This is a genomic window from Stieleria mannarensis, from assembly GCF_014154935.1.
GTDB classification, from domain to species: domain Bacteria; phylum Planctomycetota; class Planctomycetia; order Pirellulales; family Pirellulaceae; genus Stieleria; species Stieleria mannarensis.
Window position 1 is genome coordinate 38480 of record NZ_JACEHH010000030.1, and the last position, 17106, is coordinate 55585.

The 17106-nt window shown below is 59.9% G+C and carries 17 protein-coding genes; 10 read left to right on the forward strand and 7 right to left on the reverse strand.

Annotated elements, in window-relative coordinates; genetic code table 11:
• Positions 1-245 precede the first annotated feature (245 nt).
• On the reverse strand, positions 246-440 hold the full coding sequence (locus H1B37_RS20075; RefSeq protein ID WP_182868435.1) for a Flp family type IVb pilin: 195 nt from the start codon (positions 438-440) through the stop codon (positions 246-248).
• A gap of 270 nt (positions 441-710) precedes the next feature.
• Here H1B37_RS20075 and H1B37_RS20080 point away from each other — a divergent pair, with 270 nt between their 5' ends.
• The 3 genes from H1B37_RS20080 to H1B37_RS20090 are packed head-to-tail and all read left to right on the forward strand — an operon-like array spanning position 711 to position 4711.
• Positions 711-2477, forward strand: coding sequence for an ABC-2 transporter permease (locus tag H1B37_RS20080; RefSeq protein WP_182868436.1), 1767 nt, complete (start codon positions 711-713; stop codon positions 2475-2477).
• The gene (locus H1B37_RS20085) at positions 2478-3770 is read left to right on the forward strand and encodes a CNNM domain-containing protein (protein ID WP_286177938.1); all 1293 of its coding nucleotides are present in this window, start codon (positions 2478-2480) and stop codon (positions 3768-3770) included.
• Positions 3767-4711 (forward strand): CNNM domain-containing protein, encoded by a 945-nt coding sequence (locus H1B37_RS20090; protein ID WP_353620872.1) that lies wholly within the window; start codon positions 3767-3769, stop codon positions 4709-4711. Before H1B37_RS20085 ends, H1B37_RS20090 begins: the two co-directional genes overlap by 4 nt.
• Before the next feature lie 109 nt (positions 4712-4820).
• Here H1B37_RS20090 and H1B37_RS20095 read toward each other — a convergent pair whose 3' ends face one another.
• Both H1B37_RS20095 and H1B37_RS20100 read right to left on the reverse strand, forming a co-directional pair.
• Complete coding sequence (locus H1B37_RS20095) at positions 4821-5165, reverse strand: hypothetical protein (RefSeq protein WP_182868437.1); 345 nt, start codon at positions 5163-5165, stop codon at positions 4821-4823.
• Positions 5166-5603: 438 nt separating this feature from the next.
• Positions 5604-6575: a tetratricopeptide repeat protein gene (locus H1B37_RS20100; protein ID WP_182868438.1), complete on the reverse strand. Its 972-nt coding sequence runs from the start codon at positions 6573-6575 to the stop codon at positions 5604-5606.
• 199 nt (positions 6576-6774) lie between these two features.
• Between H1B37_RS20100 and H1B37_RS20105 the strand changes: the two genes are divergently transcribed.
• The gene (locus tag H1B37_RS20105; protein ID WP_182868439.1) at positions 6775-7215 is read left to right on the forward strand and encodes a hypothetical protein; all 441 of its coding nucleotides are present in this window, start codon (positions 6775-6777) and stop codon (positions 7213-7215) included.
• A gap of 226 nt (positions 7216-7441) precedes the next feature.
• Here H1B37_RS20105 and H1B37_RS20110 read toward each other — a convergent pair whose 3' ends face one another.
• Positions 7442-7990 carry a Fur family transcriptional regulator gene (locus H1B37_RS20110; protein WP_182868440.1) on the reverse strand — a complete coding sequence of 183 codons (549 nt, stop codon included), beginning with the start codon at positions 7988-7990 and terminating at the stop codon, positions 7442-7444.
• A gap of 418 nt (positions 7991-8408) precedes the next feature.
• Complete coding sequence (locus tag H1B37_RS20115) at positions 8409-8729, reverse strand: flagellar biosynthesis anti-sigma factor FlgM (RefSeq protein WP_182868441.1); 321 nt, start codon at positions 8727-8729, stop codon at positions 8409-8411.
• A gap of 689 nt (positions 8730-9418) precedes the next feature.
• On the opposite strand from H1B37_RS20115, the gene H1B37_RS20120 reads away from it, so the two are divergent.
• From H1B37_RS20120 to H1B37_RS20135, 4 genes are all read left to right on the forward strand, one after another.
• Positions 9419-9892, forward strand: a complete 474-nt coding sequence (locus H1B37_RS20120; protein ID WP_182868442.1) for a hypothetical protein — start codon at positions 9419-9421, stop codon at positions 9890-9892.
• A gap of 140 nt (positions 9893-10032) precedes the next feature.
• Positions 10033-10422 carry a hypothetical protein gene (locus H1B37_RS20125; protein ID WP_182868443.1) on the forward strand — a complete coding sequence of 130 codons (390 nt, stop codon included), beginning with the start codon at positions 10033-10035 and terminating at the stop codon, positions 10420-10422.
• A 58-nt stretch (positions 10423-10480) separates the two neighbouring features.
• Entirely contained in the window at positions 10481-10972 is a 492-nt protein-coding gene (locus H1B37_RS20130) for a hypothetical protein (RefSeq protein WP_182868444.1), read from the forward strand.
• A gap of 3 nt (positions 10973-10975) precedes the next feature.
• Complete coding sequence (locus H1B37_RS20135; protein WP_182868445.1) at positions 10976-11359, forward strand: hypothetical protein; 384 nt, start codon at positions 10976-10978, stop codon at positions 11357-11359.
• Between the two features lies 1 nt (position 11360).
• Here H1B37_RS20135 and H1B37_RS20140 read toward each other — a convergent pair whose 3' ends face one another.
• Positions 11361-13505, reverse strand: a complete 2145-nt coding sequence (locus H1B37_RS20140) for a fused MFS/spermidine synthase (protein ID WP_286177942.1) — start codon at positions 13503-13505, stop codon at positions 11361-11363.
• 188 nt (positions 13506-13693) lie between these two features.
• Between H1B37_RS20140 and H1B37_RS20145 the strand changes: the two genes are divergently transcribed.
• Positions 13694-14611, forward strand: coding sequence for a cation diffusion facilitator family transporter (locus H1B37_RS20145; protein ID WP_182868447.1), 918 nt, complete (start codon positions 13694-13696; stop codon positions 14609-14611).
• A 215-nt stretch (positions 14612-14826) separates the two neighbouring features.
• On the opposite strand, the gene H1B37_RS20150 is transcribed toward H1B37_RS20145, so the two are convergent.
• The gene (locus tag H1B37_RS20150) at positions 14827-16662 is read right to left on the reverse strand and encodes a TIGR03960 family B12-binding radical SAM protein (RefSeq protein WP_182868448.1); all 1836 of its coding nucleotides are present in this window, start codon (positions 16660-16662) and stop codon (positions 14827-14829) included.
• Between the two features lie 119 nt (positions 16663-16781).
• On the opposite strand from H1B37_RS20150, the gene H1B37_RS20155 reads away from it, so the two are divergent.
• The gene (locus tag H1B37_RS20155) at positions 16782-17102 is read left to right on the forward strand and encodes a Rieske (2Fe-2S) protein (protein WP_182868449.1); all 321 of its coding nucleotides are present in this window, start codon (positions 16782-16784) and stop codon (positions 17100-17102) included.
• Positions 17103-17106: the final 4 nt, after the last annotated feature.

The following is a 17106-nucleotide window of genomic DNA, read 5'->3' on the forward strand; positions in this document are numbered from 1 at the left end:
GATGGAGAGGTGAGGTGTGGTGGGGGGGCGAGGGGCCGGGCCGTTGCTGCCGCCGGGGTGTCGCGGTTTGCCGTAAAAATCGACGTGGGGTTGATGTTGGGCCCGCCGGCTGGCGTCCATTGGCTCAGATCGCATTGTGGCGTCTGTGCGTTGGCGTCGGTGTTGGGGCCCCAGGTTGCAACTCGATGGTCGCGGCAATGGGCCGGCACGGCCCGGGGTGAAACGGCTTACGGGGGGGCAGCGGTTTAGTTGCCCATGGCGCCGGCGATCGCGGCTCCCGATTTGTCGAAGCTTTTTTGGGTCTCGGAGGTCAACGTGGCGACCGAGCCGATGCAAACGGCGATGATCAGGGCGAGCATCACGGCGTATTCAACAGCCGTTGTACCCTCCTCATCCCGCCACAGCGTCTGTCGCTCGGGGAGTTCGTCTTGTTTGGTCATGGTGGGGGTATATCTTTTTGGTCGGTTTTCTCGTGGAAAAGGCACAGCCGATGAAACATAGGCCAGAAACCTGCGTACTCACTGCCAATACGTACACTTTTTGGGTGGCCGAGCGAGCTGCCGGCGGCGCCGCGGTAGGGATTAGAACGCCCATTCGGATTGCCCGGCGTGTCGAGGCGGTTCACGCTGTACATTGTCATCGGTTGGCTCGCGTTTTACCCTGTTGCGGGCTCATTGGTGCGGGCTCATTCCCCTTCAACCCCAGTTTCGATGATCGGTCCAGTATTCAATCGCGAGGCGACCGTCGTTCCCAAGCGTCCCAAGACGTATTTGGCGCGTGGTTTGTATTTGATCGCCCTGTTCGGATTGCTCTGCACCGGCTATCTGGTGCTGGACGGTTCGCGTTCGCTGGCGACGGTGTCCGATTCGGCTCGGTTCGGCGGCTGGATGTTCCTGTTGCTCGCTCCGCTGCAATTGCTGGTGCTGTCCAGTCTGGCGGCGGTGGGTTCGGCGGCCAGCGTGGCACAGGAGAAAGATCGGCGGACGTTGCTGTTGTTGTTGATGACGCGGTTGAGCGGTTTTGAGGTCGTGGTGGGGAAGTTGGCGGCGACGCTGCTGGGGCCGCTGGCGATGTTGTTGGCGGCGTTGCCGTTTTTCTTGGTGCTGCCGCTGCTGGGTGGTGTTTCTCCCGGTCAGGTGTTTTCGGTGTTTCTGGTGACCGCTGCGACGGTGGTGTTCTCCGGTTCGGTCGGCACCGTGGTCGGGTTGTGGCGTGAGAAGACGTTCCAGGCGATTGCGTTGACGGTGTTGACGTTGTTGATGCTGGTCGGTGCGGGCGAGATTCTGATCGCGTTGGCGAATTTGCCCGAGGCGGTGTCGTTGGCGGTCAGCCCGGTGCGTGCCCTGGGGGCGGCGGCCTCGCCGCTGGCGAGTCTTTCGCAGCAGACGTCGTTGGGGGTGTGGTTGTTCACGTCGATCACCCTGGCGGGATCGGTCGTGGTGCTGGCCGTCGGTGTCGCCCGGGTGCGGATTTGGAACCCGTCACGTGAGGTTCGGATGAAGGCCCCCGAACCGGAGACGAGTGAGGATTTGGAGACGCAGGAGGCGCCGAGCAGTTGGAAGGTCCGCGCGCCGCGTCAGGTTTGGAAGAACCCGATCCTTTGGCGTGAGGTCCGCACTTGGGCCTATGGCCGCAAGGTGGTCGTGATTCGGATGGCGTTCGCGGCGTTGTTCCTGTTGGGTGCGGCGGTGATTTACGGCCAGATGCAAAACGGGACGGCCTATGAGTCGGCGGCCCGGATCGGCCGCGCGTTGCCGGCGGCGACCTTGCCGGTCGCCGCGATCGGCGTGGTCAGTTTGGTGTTGATCAACGCGTTGGCCGTCAACGCGGTGACCGGTGAACGGGACGGGTTGGCGTTGGACCTGTTGTTGGTCACCGATTTGAGTCCCCGCGAATTCGTGTTCGGCAAATTGCTGGGCGTGTTGTATGTCGGCAAGGAGATGATTCTGTTGCCGTTGGGATTGTTGTTGTTTTTGGCGGCCAACGGTGTGATGACGTATGAGAACATGGTCTATGCGATGCTCGGCTCGGCGATCTTGTATGTGTTCGTCGCGATGTTGGGGATCCATGCGGGGCTGAACTATGTGGCTGGACGGACAGCGACGCTGGCGAGTTTGGGGACGGTGTTCTTTCTGTGCGTCGGGATCGCGATTTGCATGACGATCATGGTCAGTTTTCGCGGTGCGTTTCAGCTGCAATTGGCGCCGTTCTTGGTCATGATCTTGGGCGGCGGTGCGGCGTTGTTCGCGTCGTTGGGATGGCGGAATCCGTCTTCGGCGATCTTCCTGGCCTCGTTCACGTTGCCGTTGATCACGTTTTATTCGATCACTCAGTTCTTGCTGCAAACCGATCACCTGTTCGTGTTCTTTTCGATGGCGGTCGGTTATGGTTTTACGATTGCCGCGTTGATGATTCCCGCACTCAGCGAATTCGATGTGTCGCTCGAACGCGATCGAGGGGCCGAGGGGAATGGCTGATTGAGCGAGCTGGTGCAGTATGTCGGCTGGCTGGTGCCGATGGCGGTTTTGGTGTTGCTGAGTGCGTTGTTCAGCGGCAGCGAGGCGGCCCTGTTCTCGTTGACGTTGCGACAGCGCCGGCAACTTCGTCGCGGCGGTGTGGGCGGTCGCATTGCCGACCGGATGCTAGGCGATTCGGAGAAGTTGCTCTCGGCGATTCTGTTTTGGAATTTGCTGATCAACATGACGTACTTTGCGATCGCGTCGATCGTCGCCAGCCGCTTGGATGCGTCGGCCGATGCCGGGGCGAGCGTCGCATTGGTGTTCACGTCGGCCAGTTTGTTGGCGATCATCTTCTTCAGCGAGATGCTGCCCAAGAGTCTGGCGCTATTGGCCCCGATGCAGGCGTCGGTGTTGCTCGCGCCGGCGTTGAATTTGGCGGTGCGGTTGGTCAGCCCGCTGTTGCCGATCATCAAGACATCCAATCTGTTGGCCAGCCGATTGCTGTGGCCATCGTTTCAACCGGAGAACGAGATCGATTTGGCAGACATCGAACGCGCCGTCGAACTGGGGACCGACGATGCGGCGTTGATGGCGCGAGAGCGGTTGGCGCTGCAGAATCTGGTCGCCATCGCGGAAATGCGGGCGAGTGAATTGATGCGGCCCCGCAGTCGTCTGCATCTGGTCGAATCACCGATCCAAGCCGACGTGCTGTTTTCCCAATCGCCCCCGGGCGGCTACGCGATCATCACCGATCAGTCCGGCGAGACGATGATCGGGGCGCTGGGGGTGAGGATGTTGCGGCCGAGTCAGATCGATCATTTCGAAGACCTGGTCGAACCGGTGATCTATGTTCCCTGGTCCGCACCGGTCGCGCGGGTGTTGGATCAACTCGATCAGAATGACTTGAGCGTTGCGATTGTGGTGGACGAGTACGGCGACGGGATCGGTGCGCTGTCGATCGACCGGATCTTTCGACGGATGTTGGCGCCCGAGCATGACCAATTCGAAGAGGATGCCGATTCGGCGGCGATCGAGCAGATCGAACCCGATCTTTATCACGTCGCCGGTGGCATCTCGCTGCGGCAGTTGGCAAAACAATTGGCCGTCGACGTCCCCGACGGATCGGTGGCGACGGTCGCCGGGTTCATCCAACGACACAACGAACGCTTGCCCCGGTTGGGCGATCAAGCCACGTTGGAAGACTATGTGTTGACGGTGGTCGAAGAAAATGAGGGAGCACTTCGGATCGAAGTCCGGCGTCAGTGGCCGTCTGACCCCTCCGGCTGGAACGACGAGAGGGACGCCCGGTGATCTTTTTCGCGATCCTGTTGTTCTTGTTCGGCTTGGTTCTGAGCGCTTTCTTCAGCGGCAGTGAGACCGGAATGTATCGGGTCTCTCGAACCCGACTCGTGCTGGACGGCTTGGGCGGATCGCGGAGCGCGCGGGCGCTGATCTGGGTTCTCAATCGACCGGCGCTATTCGTCGCGACGGCACTGGTGGGAAACAACCTGGCGAATTTTCTGACCAGTTTCGCGATCGTCCTGGCCGTGATCGCGCTGTTCGGTGATTCGTCGGCGGCGGAGTTGGTCGGACCGGTGCTGATGACCCCGGTCGTGTTTGTCTTTGGCGAGCTGTTGCCCAAACACTGGTTCTTTCAAGCCCCGTACCGGTTGTTGACGTTGGTGCGGCCGGTGCTGCTGTTGGCGACCGTGTTGTTCTTGCCGGTGTCGATCTTCTTGGGCGTGCTCGCCGCTGCGCTGGGCGCGTTGACCGGTCAGACGCCGTTTCGAATCTCCGTCGCCATGGCTCGCGGAGAACTGACGCAACTGTTCCGCGCCGGTGAGGAAGCCGGAATCCTGCACTCCGGTCAGCGTTCACTGGCCGGTCAATTGTTCGAACTGGGCAGCGAACTCGCCGTCTCCTTTGCGGTCCCGTTGCATCGATTGGCGACGGTCGACCTGCCGATCGATAAGGACGCGACGATGGCGGCGGCGCGGCGTCAGAACCACCCGATCGTGTTGGTCCAACGGAAAAAGAGGGTCGTCGGCTACCTGAGGTATTCGGAACTGGCGACCGGCAAGGCCCAGGTGGAAATTCGGCCGGTGATCCGAGTCAGTCTGACCGAGCGTCACTTGACGACGCTCTTGAAGCTCTATGACGAGGCCAGCGAGGTCGCGCTGCTGTGTGACGAGAACGACGATGTCCGCCACGTCGTGACACGTCGGCAGTTGTTGCAGGCGATGACGAAGTAAGAAACGCGGGTTCAGGGTGTAGCGGAAGCCGCCAAGGCTTTCGACACGCCATGTGGCGTCGCCGCACCAGTGCGAAACTCTTGGCGAGTTCCGCTACGGGAAATGCCGGCTACGATTTGCTGTAGCCCAGGTTGGTGATCACCAACAGCATTTCGTCACAGGTGATGTAGCGCCGATGGTGTTCCAGTTTGTACTGGTCGATCGCCAATGCCAATTCACGCCCGGCCTCGGAAAGTCCGTCATGGGAACTGCCGAATTGTCGCCGCTCCGCGCCGGCTTTCGATCCGCCTTGGCGACGTCGATCGACGAATCCCTCGCTACCTGGGCCCGGTGAACTCTGCCCCTGTGATCCCTGGCGCTGAGCTTCCTGACGCGGCCCGGTCACCGGGGGGGCGATCGGCGCGGTTTGGAAATCACTTGATGGCGTTGGGGTGGAAGCGTTGAATAGCGACATAAAGAGCTCTCGTTCTTTGAAGGGACTGTAGACGGAATGGGCTTTGAGACTTCCGTTCGGCGTCGTTAATGGTGGTTACAGTGACGCTGTTGGTCGGTCGTGTAGGCCCTGGCCCGCGCAGTTCGTCACTCAACCGTAGTTCATTCGCGGGGGTGACGCGGTGTGAGAGGCCGAAAAACACGCTGGCAACCGGCAGGGAAAACCCGCTGGTGCGTTTTAGGTTCCGGTTGCGGGTGTCGTCGGCGAGCGCCAACCCGGAGAATCGGAACCATCGGGAAAACACTCCGTCGACTGCCGTGTCGTTTCCCGTTGGGCCGGACAGTCGCCTTCCTCTCCGAGGTCGGCGCGGGGCGAAGCTTCGCTATTGCGCGTGCGCCGAGTTCGGAGAACACGGCGACTGTATTCCGCGGCAACCCAAGTTTAAAAGTGGACCTCGCCCTAACGGCGGGTCCCTTGATCGGCCTGCTGGGCAGCCAATTGTTCAGGCGTCAGCAGGTACTCGCTCCAGCCGCTCGATTCGACCAGTTGGCGATCGAGTTGCAGGGCACGTGCGACCGAGCGGCTGGCCAAGTCCGCCCTGCCCTTCTCCAGTTCGATGGCGGCGATTTGCAGATGCGGTTCGGCGCGTTGCGGGTCGCTCTCGGCCGCTTTGGCGAAATGTTTGACCGCGATTTCGGGTCGGTTCAGGTTTCGCATCGCGATCCCACGCAGCATGTGCACGCGGGTCGGCGCGGCGGATTCGTCGCCGGTCGGGTCAAGCTGGTCGAGCGTCGCGACGATGCGATCGTATTGATTGCTGTTCAGATACAGTTCGGCGACTTGCAGTTTGGCGTCGATGAAATCCGGCTGCAGGGCGAGGGCGCGGTGGTAGGCGGCCAGGGCCTCTTGTTCGTTGCCTTTTTGTCGCAAACAGTCGCCACGGAGGGTCCAAATTTCCGCTGAGCCTCGTTCGGAGGCCAACGCGATCTCACTTTGCCGTTCGGCTTTTTCCAGTTGTCCTTCTTGCAGGTACATTTCGCCCAGCCGGCCGACCAGCCGCGGGTCGCCTGCGCTTAGTGCAACCGCTTTCTCCATGTGCTCGATCGCGGAAACTCGCCGCCCGCGGTTCCAATACGCTTCGGCCAATCCGCGATGGGCGCGGTCGTCTTTCTCCGACAGCGCCAACGCTTCGGCGAAAAGCTGCTCGGCGTCGTTCCACTTTCCCACCCGCATTTTCTGCAAGCCCTGACGCGACAGTTTGCGTGCGGCGATCGATTGGCGGCTTTCCCCGATCCCTTGAATCGCGCGGCATCCGGCCGACGAGCAGCACAGCAAGACCAGGACGGAGGCCCAGGCGATCAGTCGGCGCGGCGTGCGATCCGCCCGTGCGATCACGGGGCATTGCAAGATCGTCAAAGAGCGGATGCTCAATCGCACGCGGGTCACCCGGCAGTGTGGGGGGACGGTGTGTTCGCGCCCTCGCGCGGTCAAACTACAACGAGTCGGAGATGTTCTTCGGCATCGCGCCTCATTGACAGCAGTGAGAAATACCAGCGAAATGCGTTCCACTGCAATTGCGTCTTTTTCGTCCCCAATTTTCCCCGCCAATCGGTTCTGCCCCGCCACTGTCATGCCTGCTCAATTCGATTCCTTCGGTGTTCGATTCCTGTACCCCGACAACTGGACGGTCGCTGACCGTGGCGAGGACGAGGGGGATCGGGGGGCAACGCTGGATTTTCCCGGGGGCGGGTTCTTCTCGCTGGAATTGACCGGCACCGAAGCGGTCGGTCCGCTGATCGACCGAATCGTCAGCACGATCGCGGCCGACTATGAAGACCTGGAGCGGGAAGACGTCACGTTGGACGTGGTGCCGCCCGGAACCGCGGTGACGGATCTAAGGTTTTATTACCTGGACTTGCTGATCGTCAGCCGGATCGCGGTCTTAAAACGGGGCGACGGTTCGGGCACAGACGACGTGTTGTTGGTGCAGATGCAGGCCGAAAGTCGCGACTTTGACAAGAACGAACCGGTGTTTGACGCGATCTTGAAACAGATCGCCGACGCCGGCTAGGCTCTGACTGAAATCCATGAGGCCTTGGCGGTCGGGCGCGAAAAGGGGACGGGGGTCAATAGCCGGTACGGCCCTCCGGGTGCTTCGCACTATTGACCCCCGTCCCCTTTTCGCGTCCCCAATAGCCGGTACGGCCCTCCGGGTGCTTCGCACTATTGACCCCCGTCCCCTTTTCGCGTCCCCTTTTCGCGTCCCCTTTTCGCTCGCGCGGTTATTCAGACAGAGCCTAGACCAGGTCTTGCTTGCGTTTTTTCCGCCGTCTTCGCGAGCATTCGCGGCAGACGCCGTTGATGATCATTTTGTGGCTCTCGACGCGAAAACCGTGCAATGCGGCCATCTGGTCCCGAATCGCGACCAGTTCATCGCTCTGGAATTCCAGCAGTTTTCGGCACCGGGTGCAGTACAGGTGATCGTGCTCGGGGTAGCCGTAATCGTGGTCGTAAACCGTCCGGCCATCAAGTTGAAAACTGTTCAGCAGTCCGGCATCGACACATTCACGCAGCGTGCGATACACCGTCGCGGTGCTGACGTAGTTGTCTTCTCCCCGTCGAGGCAGACGCTCGATCAGCTCTTCGGCATCAAAATGCTCGTGCTGGCTGAACACTTGTTCGATCAGAAACTTGCGCTGGCTGGTTTGGCGGAGGCCGCGCGATTGCAGGTACTCGCTGAAGCGTTCCTGGGGTGATAGCGCCGTCTCCAACGGCTGGACCTTGGTCGCAACCGTTTCGGAGCTTGATTTCGCGGTTTCGGAGGTCGATTCCGACAATTCAGCCATGATGGGAGAGTCAGAGAAAAGAAAGCATCACCCCGTCAGCGTGGGGCGAGCGCCCGCTCGAGACGCTGTGTCGACGAGTTCCAGTCATGTAGAAGTCTACACGACCGGTCAATCGCTGTCTCCGGCGGGCGAGCGATTGCAATCGCTGCGGCGCGGCATTTGGCGACCGGTAATCGAGCTCGCTAGGAGTTTCGTTTTCGATTGGGCCGGACCGTCGCCGTCCTCTCTGAGGTCGGCGGGGGGCAAAGCTTCGCGATTGCGCGTGCGCCGAGTTCGGAGAACACGGCGACTTTCGGAACGGATCGGCAGGCTGCAAATTGAGCTGCGATCAACGACTCGCACGGCGCCATCGCAGAGGGACGAAAGCCTTGGCGGCTTCCGCTACGTGGGATCGTTCCTGCCCAATTGGTGTGGACCGCTAACCCAGCAGGTCCAGGAAGCGGTCCAGGGCCGCGTCCATCCGTTCGGGGGTGTCGTAGGAGCCGTCGGCGATTTGACGACGCAGTTCGGCGACGCGTTCGAACCGGATGCCTTCTCCGGCGACCGCCGCGTTGCCCTCGATGCGATTGGCCGACGTGGCCGCTTGGCTGAGGTCCAATTGGTCCACCGGGCCGGCCGGCGAGGACGACGGGGCCTGATCGACCTTGGACGCAGCGGAACCGCGGTCGACTTGCGAGGTGGCTTGGACGTTGGAGGCGGATTGCGTGGTGGAAACCCGATAGGGACCGTAAATCTGCATTTGAGCGATGCTCCGAAGACAAAAATGGAAAACCCAATCACTGGCTGGTGGGCCCACAAAGGGGGCGGTTAGCCGCAATTGGGGGATTTAGGCGACGTAGGCCGGACCGGACCGATGAGGCAAGCCCCACCGACGAATCAGTCATTTCCGCATCGGCCGTCAGCGCCGCGATCCGTGTCCCAGGATGCAATCCGTACAGCTTTGAAGAGACTTTTGCTAAGCGCGAAGCGGGCGGAAACAGTAATACGTTTCGGCTCGCGGGTCGGCGTCAGTTGAGTCCATTCGTAAACTTTTCGGGGGCAAACCCGGGACATTCACGCCGACGGTAGCAAAGTCGCCGACCCCGATGCAAGGGAATCTGTCGAGAACTGTGGCAATGGGTTTCGAATCAGCGTGGGTGAGCAATAGGAAAACGGCTGCACTTCCGCAGAGCAGGGAGTTAGTGGTCAAAAAATAGGGCGGTCAAAAAATGGGGTGGTCAAAAAATGGGGTGGTCAAAAAATGGGGTGGTCAAAAAATGGGGTGGTCAAAAAATGGAGTGGTCAAAAAATGGAGTGGTCAAAAAATGGAGTGGTCAAAAAATAGGTGGGTGAGAGTTGCCATTTTTTGACCAACTCATTTTTTGACCCCATCCGTCCAGACGATTGTCAGGGGCATCTTCAATGGTTGAACCCCGGTGAAATGTACCGTTGACTCAGAATCCTTACGAAGCGGTTGACGTTGACGCACCGGAAGTACGTACTCTGGCTGTGCCGTTTGCGGTGTCCGCAGCGGTTGCGTTTGAAGTTTCCGCGATTGCATTTACCGGCAACGATTTCTCCGTCTACTTTGGAACGCCCATTGCTGTGCTTGGAAATGTTGTGCCGGTATTCGTGTTCGCACTGCTCGTCGGACGGTTTAACGTGATTCCGAAATCCGCCCGCAGGATCTGGGGTGCATTGTCCGGTCGTCTGCTTGGCGGATGTCTCCTCGGCGTGTCTGCAGTACCGGTGAATCATGCGATCTTGGGCTATTTGTACCTTCTACCATTGCCAAGCAAGCTCTCAGAAGTTTGGCTGTGCCTGCTTCTTCCCGTTGTCCTCTGCACGATGGCCGAGCGAGTGTTTCTTCGAGTGCTTGAGCAAAACGATCGTGTGGACGAAACCAAGGCTGGTCCTGTTTGAATCGCGATCCGACGTCGCCATCGACCAGAAAAACTGGCACACTCCGTTCTGATCCGCTCTAATCCATTCTCTGCGACAGGCCTTCCAGGAGTCGGCCTTCTCGGGCAAATCCTCATCACTCAAGTTGACGGGAGCATCTGATGTCCACGATTGAGCACTCCCGGCCGACCGCGATTGTAAAGCTGGCGTCAGTCTGGCAAACCGCAAGACGACATCGGGTTTCCGTCGCGTGTGTCCTTTCCGCCGCGATCATGTTGGTGGCGGCTATTGCTTGCACGACGATCCAAACGCGTGATTCGGTATTCGATCCGTTTTCGCTGCAGGTGTTGGTCTCACTTCTGTCCTGCACCGCGGCGTCGAATCTGTTGATCGCGTTTGGGATGCGACATGAACGATTTCATTTCCTGACGTGGGGCGCTGTCGTTGTCGCGCGGCGGAACTCGCCAAGTGTCTTGGTCACGTTCAGACCATGTGATGGATACTTGGCAGGAAATGGAAACGCTGGCACGGAGGTGCGAGATTCGTTCTAATTTGGTCAACGGTCATCGCACCACGTGATTCCCTGCCTCCACCCGAACAGGACGTTCCATGCACCGTATTCTCGTCGCAGCACTTTTTGTCGGGGCTTTCACGAGCACCATCCCGTCGATCGCGTCTGCGCAAACCGATGCCACTCCGCCCGCAGGTGCTGCCGAGCCGACGGTTCACGAGGCGATCAAGGGGGAATGGGTGATGTATCGCGAAACACCCAATGGCAAGTACATGACGATCAAGCATCATCGGGGCGATCATACGGTGGTGACGACTTATGATCCGAACAAGCATCCGATCCAATCGCATCGGTCCGAATACGACATCGATACCAGCGGTGCGGTTCCCGTGTTTCGCTACCGCAACAAGGTCGTCTTGGTCGGACCCAATGCAGGTGCCAAAGATGAACGCGAGTCGGCGTACATCTTTCGCATCGACGGTGATCGCTTCTACGAGATTCATGGCATGCTGCCCGGCGACGAGGGTAAGCCGTCGCTGAGAATGTGGCAGCGGCTGAAGGACAACCCGATTCCCAAGGACGAGGCGTGATCGATGGCCGACCGATTCAATCCCAGTGACGCGCAAACCTATTTCACGTCCAAATTCTGGAAGGACCATGTGTTCATCGGCAACGAACTGAGCAAGAAGAAGGCCGAGATCGTGTTTCAGCGGCGTAGCGTTCGCATCAGTTCGGTGATCTGTTTGACGCGCGCCGAATTGACGTCGCTTGCCGGCGAAATTCACAATCGTCAAGTGGAGTTTGCCAACGCCGGTCCGCATTCAACCTACGTCAGTCGCGCCGCTTACGACATCTGGTCGCGCGGCGGCAGCAAGCCGAGCGATCGGCAGTCGGCCAGTCACAAAAAGTCGACGTTTCGTTTCGCCGTTCAACGACAGGTCGACGGCAAGTACGCGATCCATCATTTTGATGGCTGATCTATTGCCAGAGTCTCAGGACGCTGACCAGGTTGTGGTGCTGGTCGGTCCACAGCGGCGCCTCCCGCAGCTCTTCGTCGGTCGCCTGGGTGGCCTTGGCCAGTGAGGCGGCTTGGAAGATCGTGTGTCCGGGGTGGGCGATGATCATCCAGGTCGAGTGGGTCGTGCCGATGGAATTGTTGCCGATGCCTTCGAACATGCGGCTGTCCAGCCCGGCGTCGCGGCTGAGGTTGTGGACCAGCGGCGAGAGTTCCAGGTGGTTGTTGGAGGTATGAATCGCCAGAACGCCACCTTCGGCCAGCCGGTCTTTGTACAGTGACATCGATTCGCGGGTCAGCAGGTGTGCGGGGATCGCATCGCTGCTGAACGCGTCGAGCACCAACAGATCGAATTTGGCGTCAACCATTCGCTCCAGCACCAGGCGTCCGTCGCCCAGGTGACGCGTCATCGACGAGGGGCAGTCTTTCATGAAGGTGAAATAACGGTCGGCGATGTCGATGACCGCGGGATTGATTTCGATCAGGTCAAAGGAGTCTGTCGGACGTCCGTAGGTGGTCAGCACGCCACAGCCGAGTCCGACGATGCCGATCCGCAGCGAGGGATGTTGTTGTTGCAGCTCTTTGATCACGTGGCCGACGCCGCTTTCGTAGCCGTAGTAGGTCGTCGGTTGAGACTGATGGGGTTGATAGCGTTGCATGCCGTGCAGCGTGCTGCCGTGCACCAAACAGACGCCGAGTGGTTTTTCACGAACCTTCAGGACGCCGAAGAAGTTGCGTTGGGATGCGATGGTTCGGTTGTTGGAGACGAACGCCATGGTGACGATCGGTGCGATCATCACCAGAATTGCGCCGTACTTCAGTCGTGCCGCGGCGGCCCAGTCGTATTCGGCTTGTCGCCACGATTGACAGGCGAAGAACAGTAGGAAAGTGAGTGCGGTGACCAACGCCACAAAGAACGGTAGTTCGGCGTGGTTGTTCAGCAGCAGCGGGCACAGGATCGCGACGATCACGCCGCCGAGTGCACCGCCGGCCGACAGCATCGCATAGTACTGTGTCAGTCGTGCGGTGCCCGGTTTCAATCGGGCGACTTCACCGTGACAAAGCAGGCACGCACCGAACAACATCACCATGTAGCAAGACGCTTCGGCGATCAATTGAATGCTGCCCGGCAGCAATGTCTTGCCCTGGATCAATGCCAACGCGGCCAACGTGACCGCGGCGATCGGTTTGGGGCGGTACCACTGTGGCGAATCAAAGCAAACGATGAAGCTGGCCAGATACAAACTTAACGGCAGCACCCACAGAAACGGCACGACGGCGATGTCTTGGCAAACATGATTGGTGACGACCAACAACATCACCGAGGCCAGCGCCGGGAGCGCGATCCAGGCGGTTTGTGTGGCGGCGGAAACGGGTGCGGCGGTGGCCGGCGGATCCGCGGACGTCTTTGATGACTTTGATTCAGAAGCACCACTCGAATCGGGAGTGATCCGGAACAGGCTGATGGCGACGTAACCTTGGACGAGCGCGAACAGACAGAACAGCAACGACCACATGCTGGATTGTGTCGAAACCGACAAAACAGGTTCGAACAGAAACGGATAGCTGAGCAGCGCGAACAGTGAGCCCGCGTTGGACAGGGCGTACAAGCGATAGACGCGTTCGCTGTTGTCGTGAAAACTGAGCCAGGCCTGGACCAGCGGCCCGGTGCTGGAGAGCACAAAGTATGGCAGCCCGACATGGCTGGCGAGCATCCACAGCAGGTGCAGCGTCGGCGATTCGCTGCCGGTCGGTTTCCAAGCGTCCGACGGTTCGATCGGCAACGTCATCGCGGCCGCACTGAGCAGCAACAAGTGCACGGCGGCTTGGGCGAACGGATTGCAATAGGTGCGGAGCACGTGGGCATAGAGGTAGCCGCCGAACAACAACAGTTGAAAGAACAGCATGCAGGTGGTCCAGACCGCCGGTGTACCGCCGAACCAGGGCAGAACGCATTTGCTGATGATCGGTTGGACTTGGAAGACCAGGAACGCGCCCAGCAAGATCGTTGCGGCGAACCAAATCATCGATCGACCGCGACCGTCATCCGTGGTGGCTGGTGAGGATTGTGACGGTGATGACGGTCGGTTGCTGATAGAGTCGGACATTGATCGAAGGAATTCCCACATGCGTCGTTCGGATTTCAGGGATTGCCGGTGGCAATCGATAGAAATGGCGCGAAACCTTAGGTCACCGATAGCGCGGTGATCGACGGGCGGGGTGAAAGTCGGGTAACTTAAACGGCTTTCCGTTCAGATGCCCTGCCCTTCCCCACCGGCCCCGGATCAGCAAACGCGTGTCGCTCAGTCCTCCACGAGACGAAGCATCCATTGCCGTTCGTGATCGCGTCTACGTCGACGCCAAGCGAGCTGCGATCTGGGGGCTGACGAGCAACGCGGTGTTGGTGGTCGTCAAGTTGGTCGGCGGGCTGTTACTGCACAGTTCGGCGTTGATCGCCGATGCGGTCAATTCGATCGGTGACGTCACCAGTTCGGTCGTCGTCCGTGCCGCGCTGCACATCGCGGAACAGGAAGAGGACGACGATCATCCCTATGGGCACACCAAAGCCGAATCGATCGCCGGGTTCGGCGTCTCGCTGTTGGTCATGTTCGGTGCCGGGATTCTGACCATCGAGACGATTCACGGATTTTCTGAAACGCCGGAGATCCCACACTGGTCGGCCGGAGTGGTCGCAGCGGTGTGCAGCCTGATCAAAGAGGTGCTGTTTCGATACACGTCCCAGGTGGCCAAACGCCTCGATTCGGCGGCCTTGCGTGCGACGGCGCTCGATCACCGCAGCGACGCGCTCGGTTCGGGGGCGATCGCGATCAGCTTGTTCGCCGCGCCCTCGCTGGGCGCTTTCGGTCCCTATGTTGATCCGGTCGCGGCGCTGTGTGTTTGTGCGGTGTTGATCATCACCAGCGCCAAGATGTTTTTGGCGATCGCCGCGGAGTTGATGGACCAGCAAGCGGATGCGGAAACCGTGGCCAAGGTCCGGGACATCGCCGCGGAAGTCGATCAGGTCAAGGACACCGAAAAGCTACGCGTGCGAAAGAGCGGATTGGAGTACTTCATCGAACTCCACGTTCGCGTTGACGGCCGGCTGAGTGTTGCCGAAGGCCACCGCATCGGACACGAGGTCAAGGACCGATTGTTGGCAAAGATGCCACGGGTTCGGGATGTGCATATTCATATCGAACCGTGGACAGACTGATCGTTCCCAAGGCAGGTGAAGTTGTCAACGCTTGTGATTGGGGGTAGCGGAAGCCGCCAAGGCTTTCGGTCTTCCACGCCGCGTCACCGCGCCTGTGCGAAACTCTTGGCGAGTTCCGCTATCCGAAAACCAAGCTGCGACGAACTACTAGTGCCGCGGCGCGAGCAAGAGATGAGGCGAATCCACTCGCTTGCGTTTCGGGGTCGTATTAATCTTTACGTCGCTTCGGCGAGGGCCTGGAGTTGGACGGTTGCCCTGTTTTGTTCTTTTTCCAGGTAGGTACGCCCGAATTTGACGTTGACGTGGTCCCAGGGCAATTTGTCCAGCAGGTCATATTTGTCGTGGACTTGCTGCCTGACGTCGATGCCGGCGTCTTCGATCGCCGACCACCAGCGATCGGGGTCCAGGTGCTCGGTCCAGCCGTCCATGCGTGCCCCACGCTCCCAGGCCAATCGGATCGCTTTGCCGGTGCGTCGATCGCCGCGGCTGAGCACGCCTTCGAGCAGACTGGTTTCGATGTTGTGACACTTGATGTTGACGCTGCGGATCTTGCGGCGGCTCCACATGTACTTGTGGGCCCAGTGGAAATACTCGCGGCTTTGCATGCCGTTCCACTGATACGGCGTGTGGGCTTTGGGGACAAAGTTGGACACGCTGGCGGTGACGCGGGCATAGCGACCTTTGACTTCTTTGCCGACCGTGGCGATGGTTTCCGCCAAGTCGACGATGCCGTCCAGGTCGACCGGCCGTTCGCCGGGCAGGCCACACATGAAGTACAGTTTGACGCTGTCGAATCCGTTTTGAAACGCGTTGCGGCAGCCTTCGATCAAATCGCTGTTCTTGATCTTCTTGCGAATCTGTTCTCGCATGTCATCGCGTGCGACTTCCGGTGCGAGCGTCAACGAGCTGCGGCGATCGGTGCCGATCAGTTGTGGCAGCGAACGCAATTGATCGTTGACGCGCAAGCTGGGCACGCTGATGTTCACACCGAGCGGTTTGAAGACTTCGTGCAGCCGTTTGACCAGCGGCTCGAAATGCGGGTAGTCGCTGCTGGACAGCGAGAGGATGCTGATTTCGTTGTGGCCGGTGTTGAGATAGCTTTGCCAGGCGGCGTCGACGATCGTGTCGACTTCACGGATCCGCAAGGGGCGTTTGATCACGGTGCTTTGGCAGAACCGGCACAGGTGTGGGCAGCCGCGCATGATTTCCAAGGCGATCCGATCGTGCACGCATTCGATGTAGGGCACGATCGGATGGACCGGCAGCGGGATCCCGTCCAGGTCGCTGATCACGCTGGGGGCAAAGGTGGTCGGGACGTCCTCGCGCAGACGCTGGAGCGATTCGATCCGGCCGTCCTTGTAGACCGGCTCGTAGAACCGCGGCACGTAGGCGTAATCGAGCGTGTTGGCGACTTTGGCCAGCGCGTCGCTGCGCTGGCGTTTGCCTTCTTCGCCGTCGGCCAATGTGCCATCGTCGCGGCGATAGCTCTCTTTGATTTCCAGCCACAGGTCGCAGACGTCCGGCAGGGCCGGTTCGCCGTCGCCGGTGATCATGACGTCAAAGTAGTCGGCCATCGGTTCGGGGTTTTGACAGCACGGTCCGCCGGCGACCAACAGTGGGTCGTTCATCGTGCGGTCGACCGATTCCAGCGGGATGCCGCCCAGGTCGATCATCGTCAACACGTTCGGCGAGCTGATCTCGTACTGCAGGCTCAACCCGACGACGTCAAACTCCGACAGCGCGGTGAAGGTTTCCAGGGTGTACAGCGGGATGTCGTGCTGGCGGAGCAATTGCTCCATGTCCGGCCAGGGGGTGAACACACGCTCAGCGCACCAGTCGTCGCGGCGGTTCATCAGCGAGTACAGTACCTGCAATCCGTGGTGGCTCATCCCGATCGTGTAGGCATCGGGGAACCCGACGGCCAGTTTTCCCCGCAGGCCGCGATGGTCCTTCACCACGATGTTGCGTTCGCCGCCGACGTATTGTGCCGGTGTTTGAACGTGCGGCCAAACGCGGGATTCAAGCAGTTTGCGGCGCTGGTGGTTGATCATTCAGAAATGCCGATTCGCTGGGGGCGGGTGTGGTGAGTCTTCAGTGGAATGCCTAAAGTGTGGTCGGTACAAGGCTACCAACGCAAGAGAAACCGAAAAAGACAAGGTGCATCCGAGCCGTGAGCGAATTTGAATCTGTTGGCAAAGTGGACGATTTTGAGATCGGCCGTGGAAAAGCGGTCCCGATCGAGGGGCGGATGGTTGCGGTGTTTCGCCAGGAAGACGGCAGCTGGCACGCGATCGATGACCTGTGCCCTCACATGGGGGCATCCCTGGCCGAGGGGCACGTCGAAGGGACGACGGTCACGTGCCCCTGGCATGCCTGGCGATTCTGTATCGTCGACGGGACCTGGGAAGACAACCCGCGGGTGAAGACCGACTGCTTCGAGGTCAAGGTCGAAGGCGACGAGGTGTTTGTCCGCGAGATCGAGCGGGAGTGACGGG

Excerpts from the sequence above, each read along its gene's own strand:
- H1B37_RS20075 (WP_182868435.1), bottom strand. The coding sequence starts at position 440 with ATGACCAAACAAGACGAACTCCCCGAGCGACAGACGCTGTGGCGGGAT.
- H1B37_RS20080 (WP_182868436.1), top strand. The coding sequence starts at position 711 with ATGATCGGTCCAGTATTCAATCGCGAGGCGACCGTCGTTCCCAAGCGT.
- H1B37_RS20095 (WP_182868437.1), bottom strand. The coding sequence starts at position 5,165 with ATGTCGCTATTCAACGCTTCCACCCCAACGCCATCAAGTGATTTCCAA.
- H1B37_RS20105 (WP_182868439.1), top strand. The coding sequence starts at position 6,775 with ATGCCTGCTCAATTCGATTCCTTCGGTGTTCGATTCCTGTACCCCGAC.
- H1B37_RS20110 (WP_182868440.1), bottom strand. The coding sequence starts at position 7,990 with ATGGCTGAATTGTCGGAATCGACCTCCGAAACCGCGAAATCAAGCTCC.
- H1B37_RS20115 (WP_182868441.1), bottom strand. The coding sequence starts at position 8,729 with ATGCAGATTTACGGTCCCTATCGGGTTTCCACCACGCAATCCGCCTCC.
- H1B37_RS20125 (WP_182868443.1), top strand. The coding sequence starts at position 10,033 with ATGTCCACGATTGAGCACTCCCGGCCGACCGCGATTGTAAAGCTGGCG.
- H1B37_RS20130 (WP_182868444.1), top strand. The coding sequence starts at position 10,481 with ATGCACCGTATTCTCGTCGCAGCACTTTTTGTCGGGGCTTTCACGAGC.
- H1B37_RS20135 (WP_182868445.1), top strand. The coding sequence starts at position 10,976 with ATGGCCGACCGATTCAATCCCAGTGACGCGCAAACCTATTTCACGTCC.
- H1B37_RS20140 (WP_286177942.1), bottom strand. The coding sequence starts at position 13,505 with ATGTCCGACTCTATCAGCAACCGACCGTCATCACCGTCACAATCCTCA.
- H1B37_RS20150 (WP_182868448.1), bottom strand. The coding sequence starts at position 16,662 with ATGATCAACCACCAGCGCCGCAAACTGCTTGAATCCCGCGTTTGGCCG.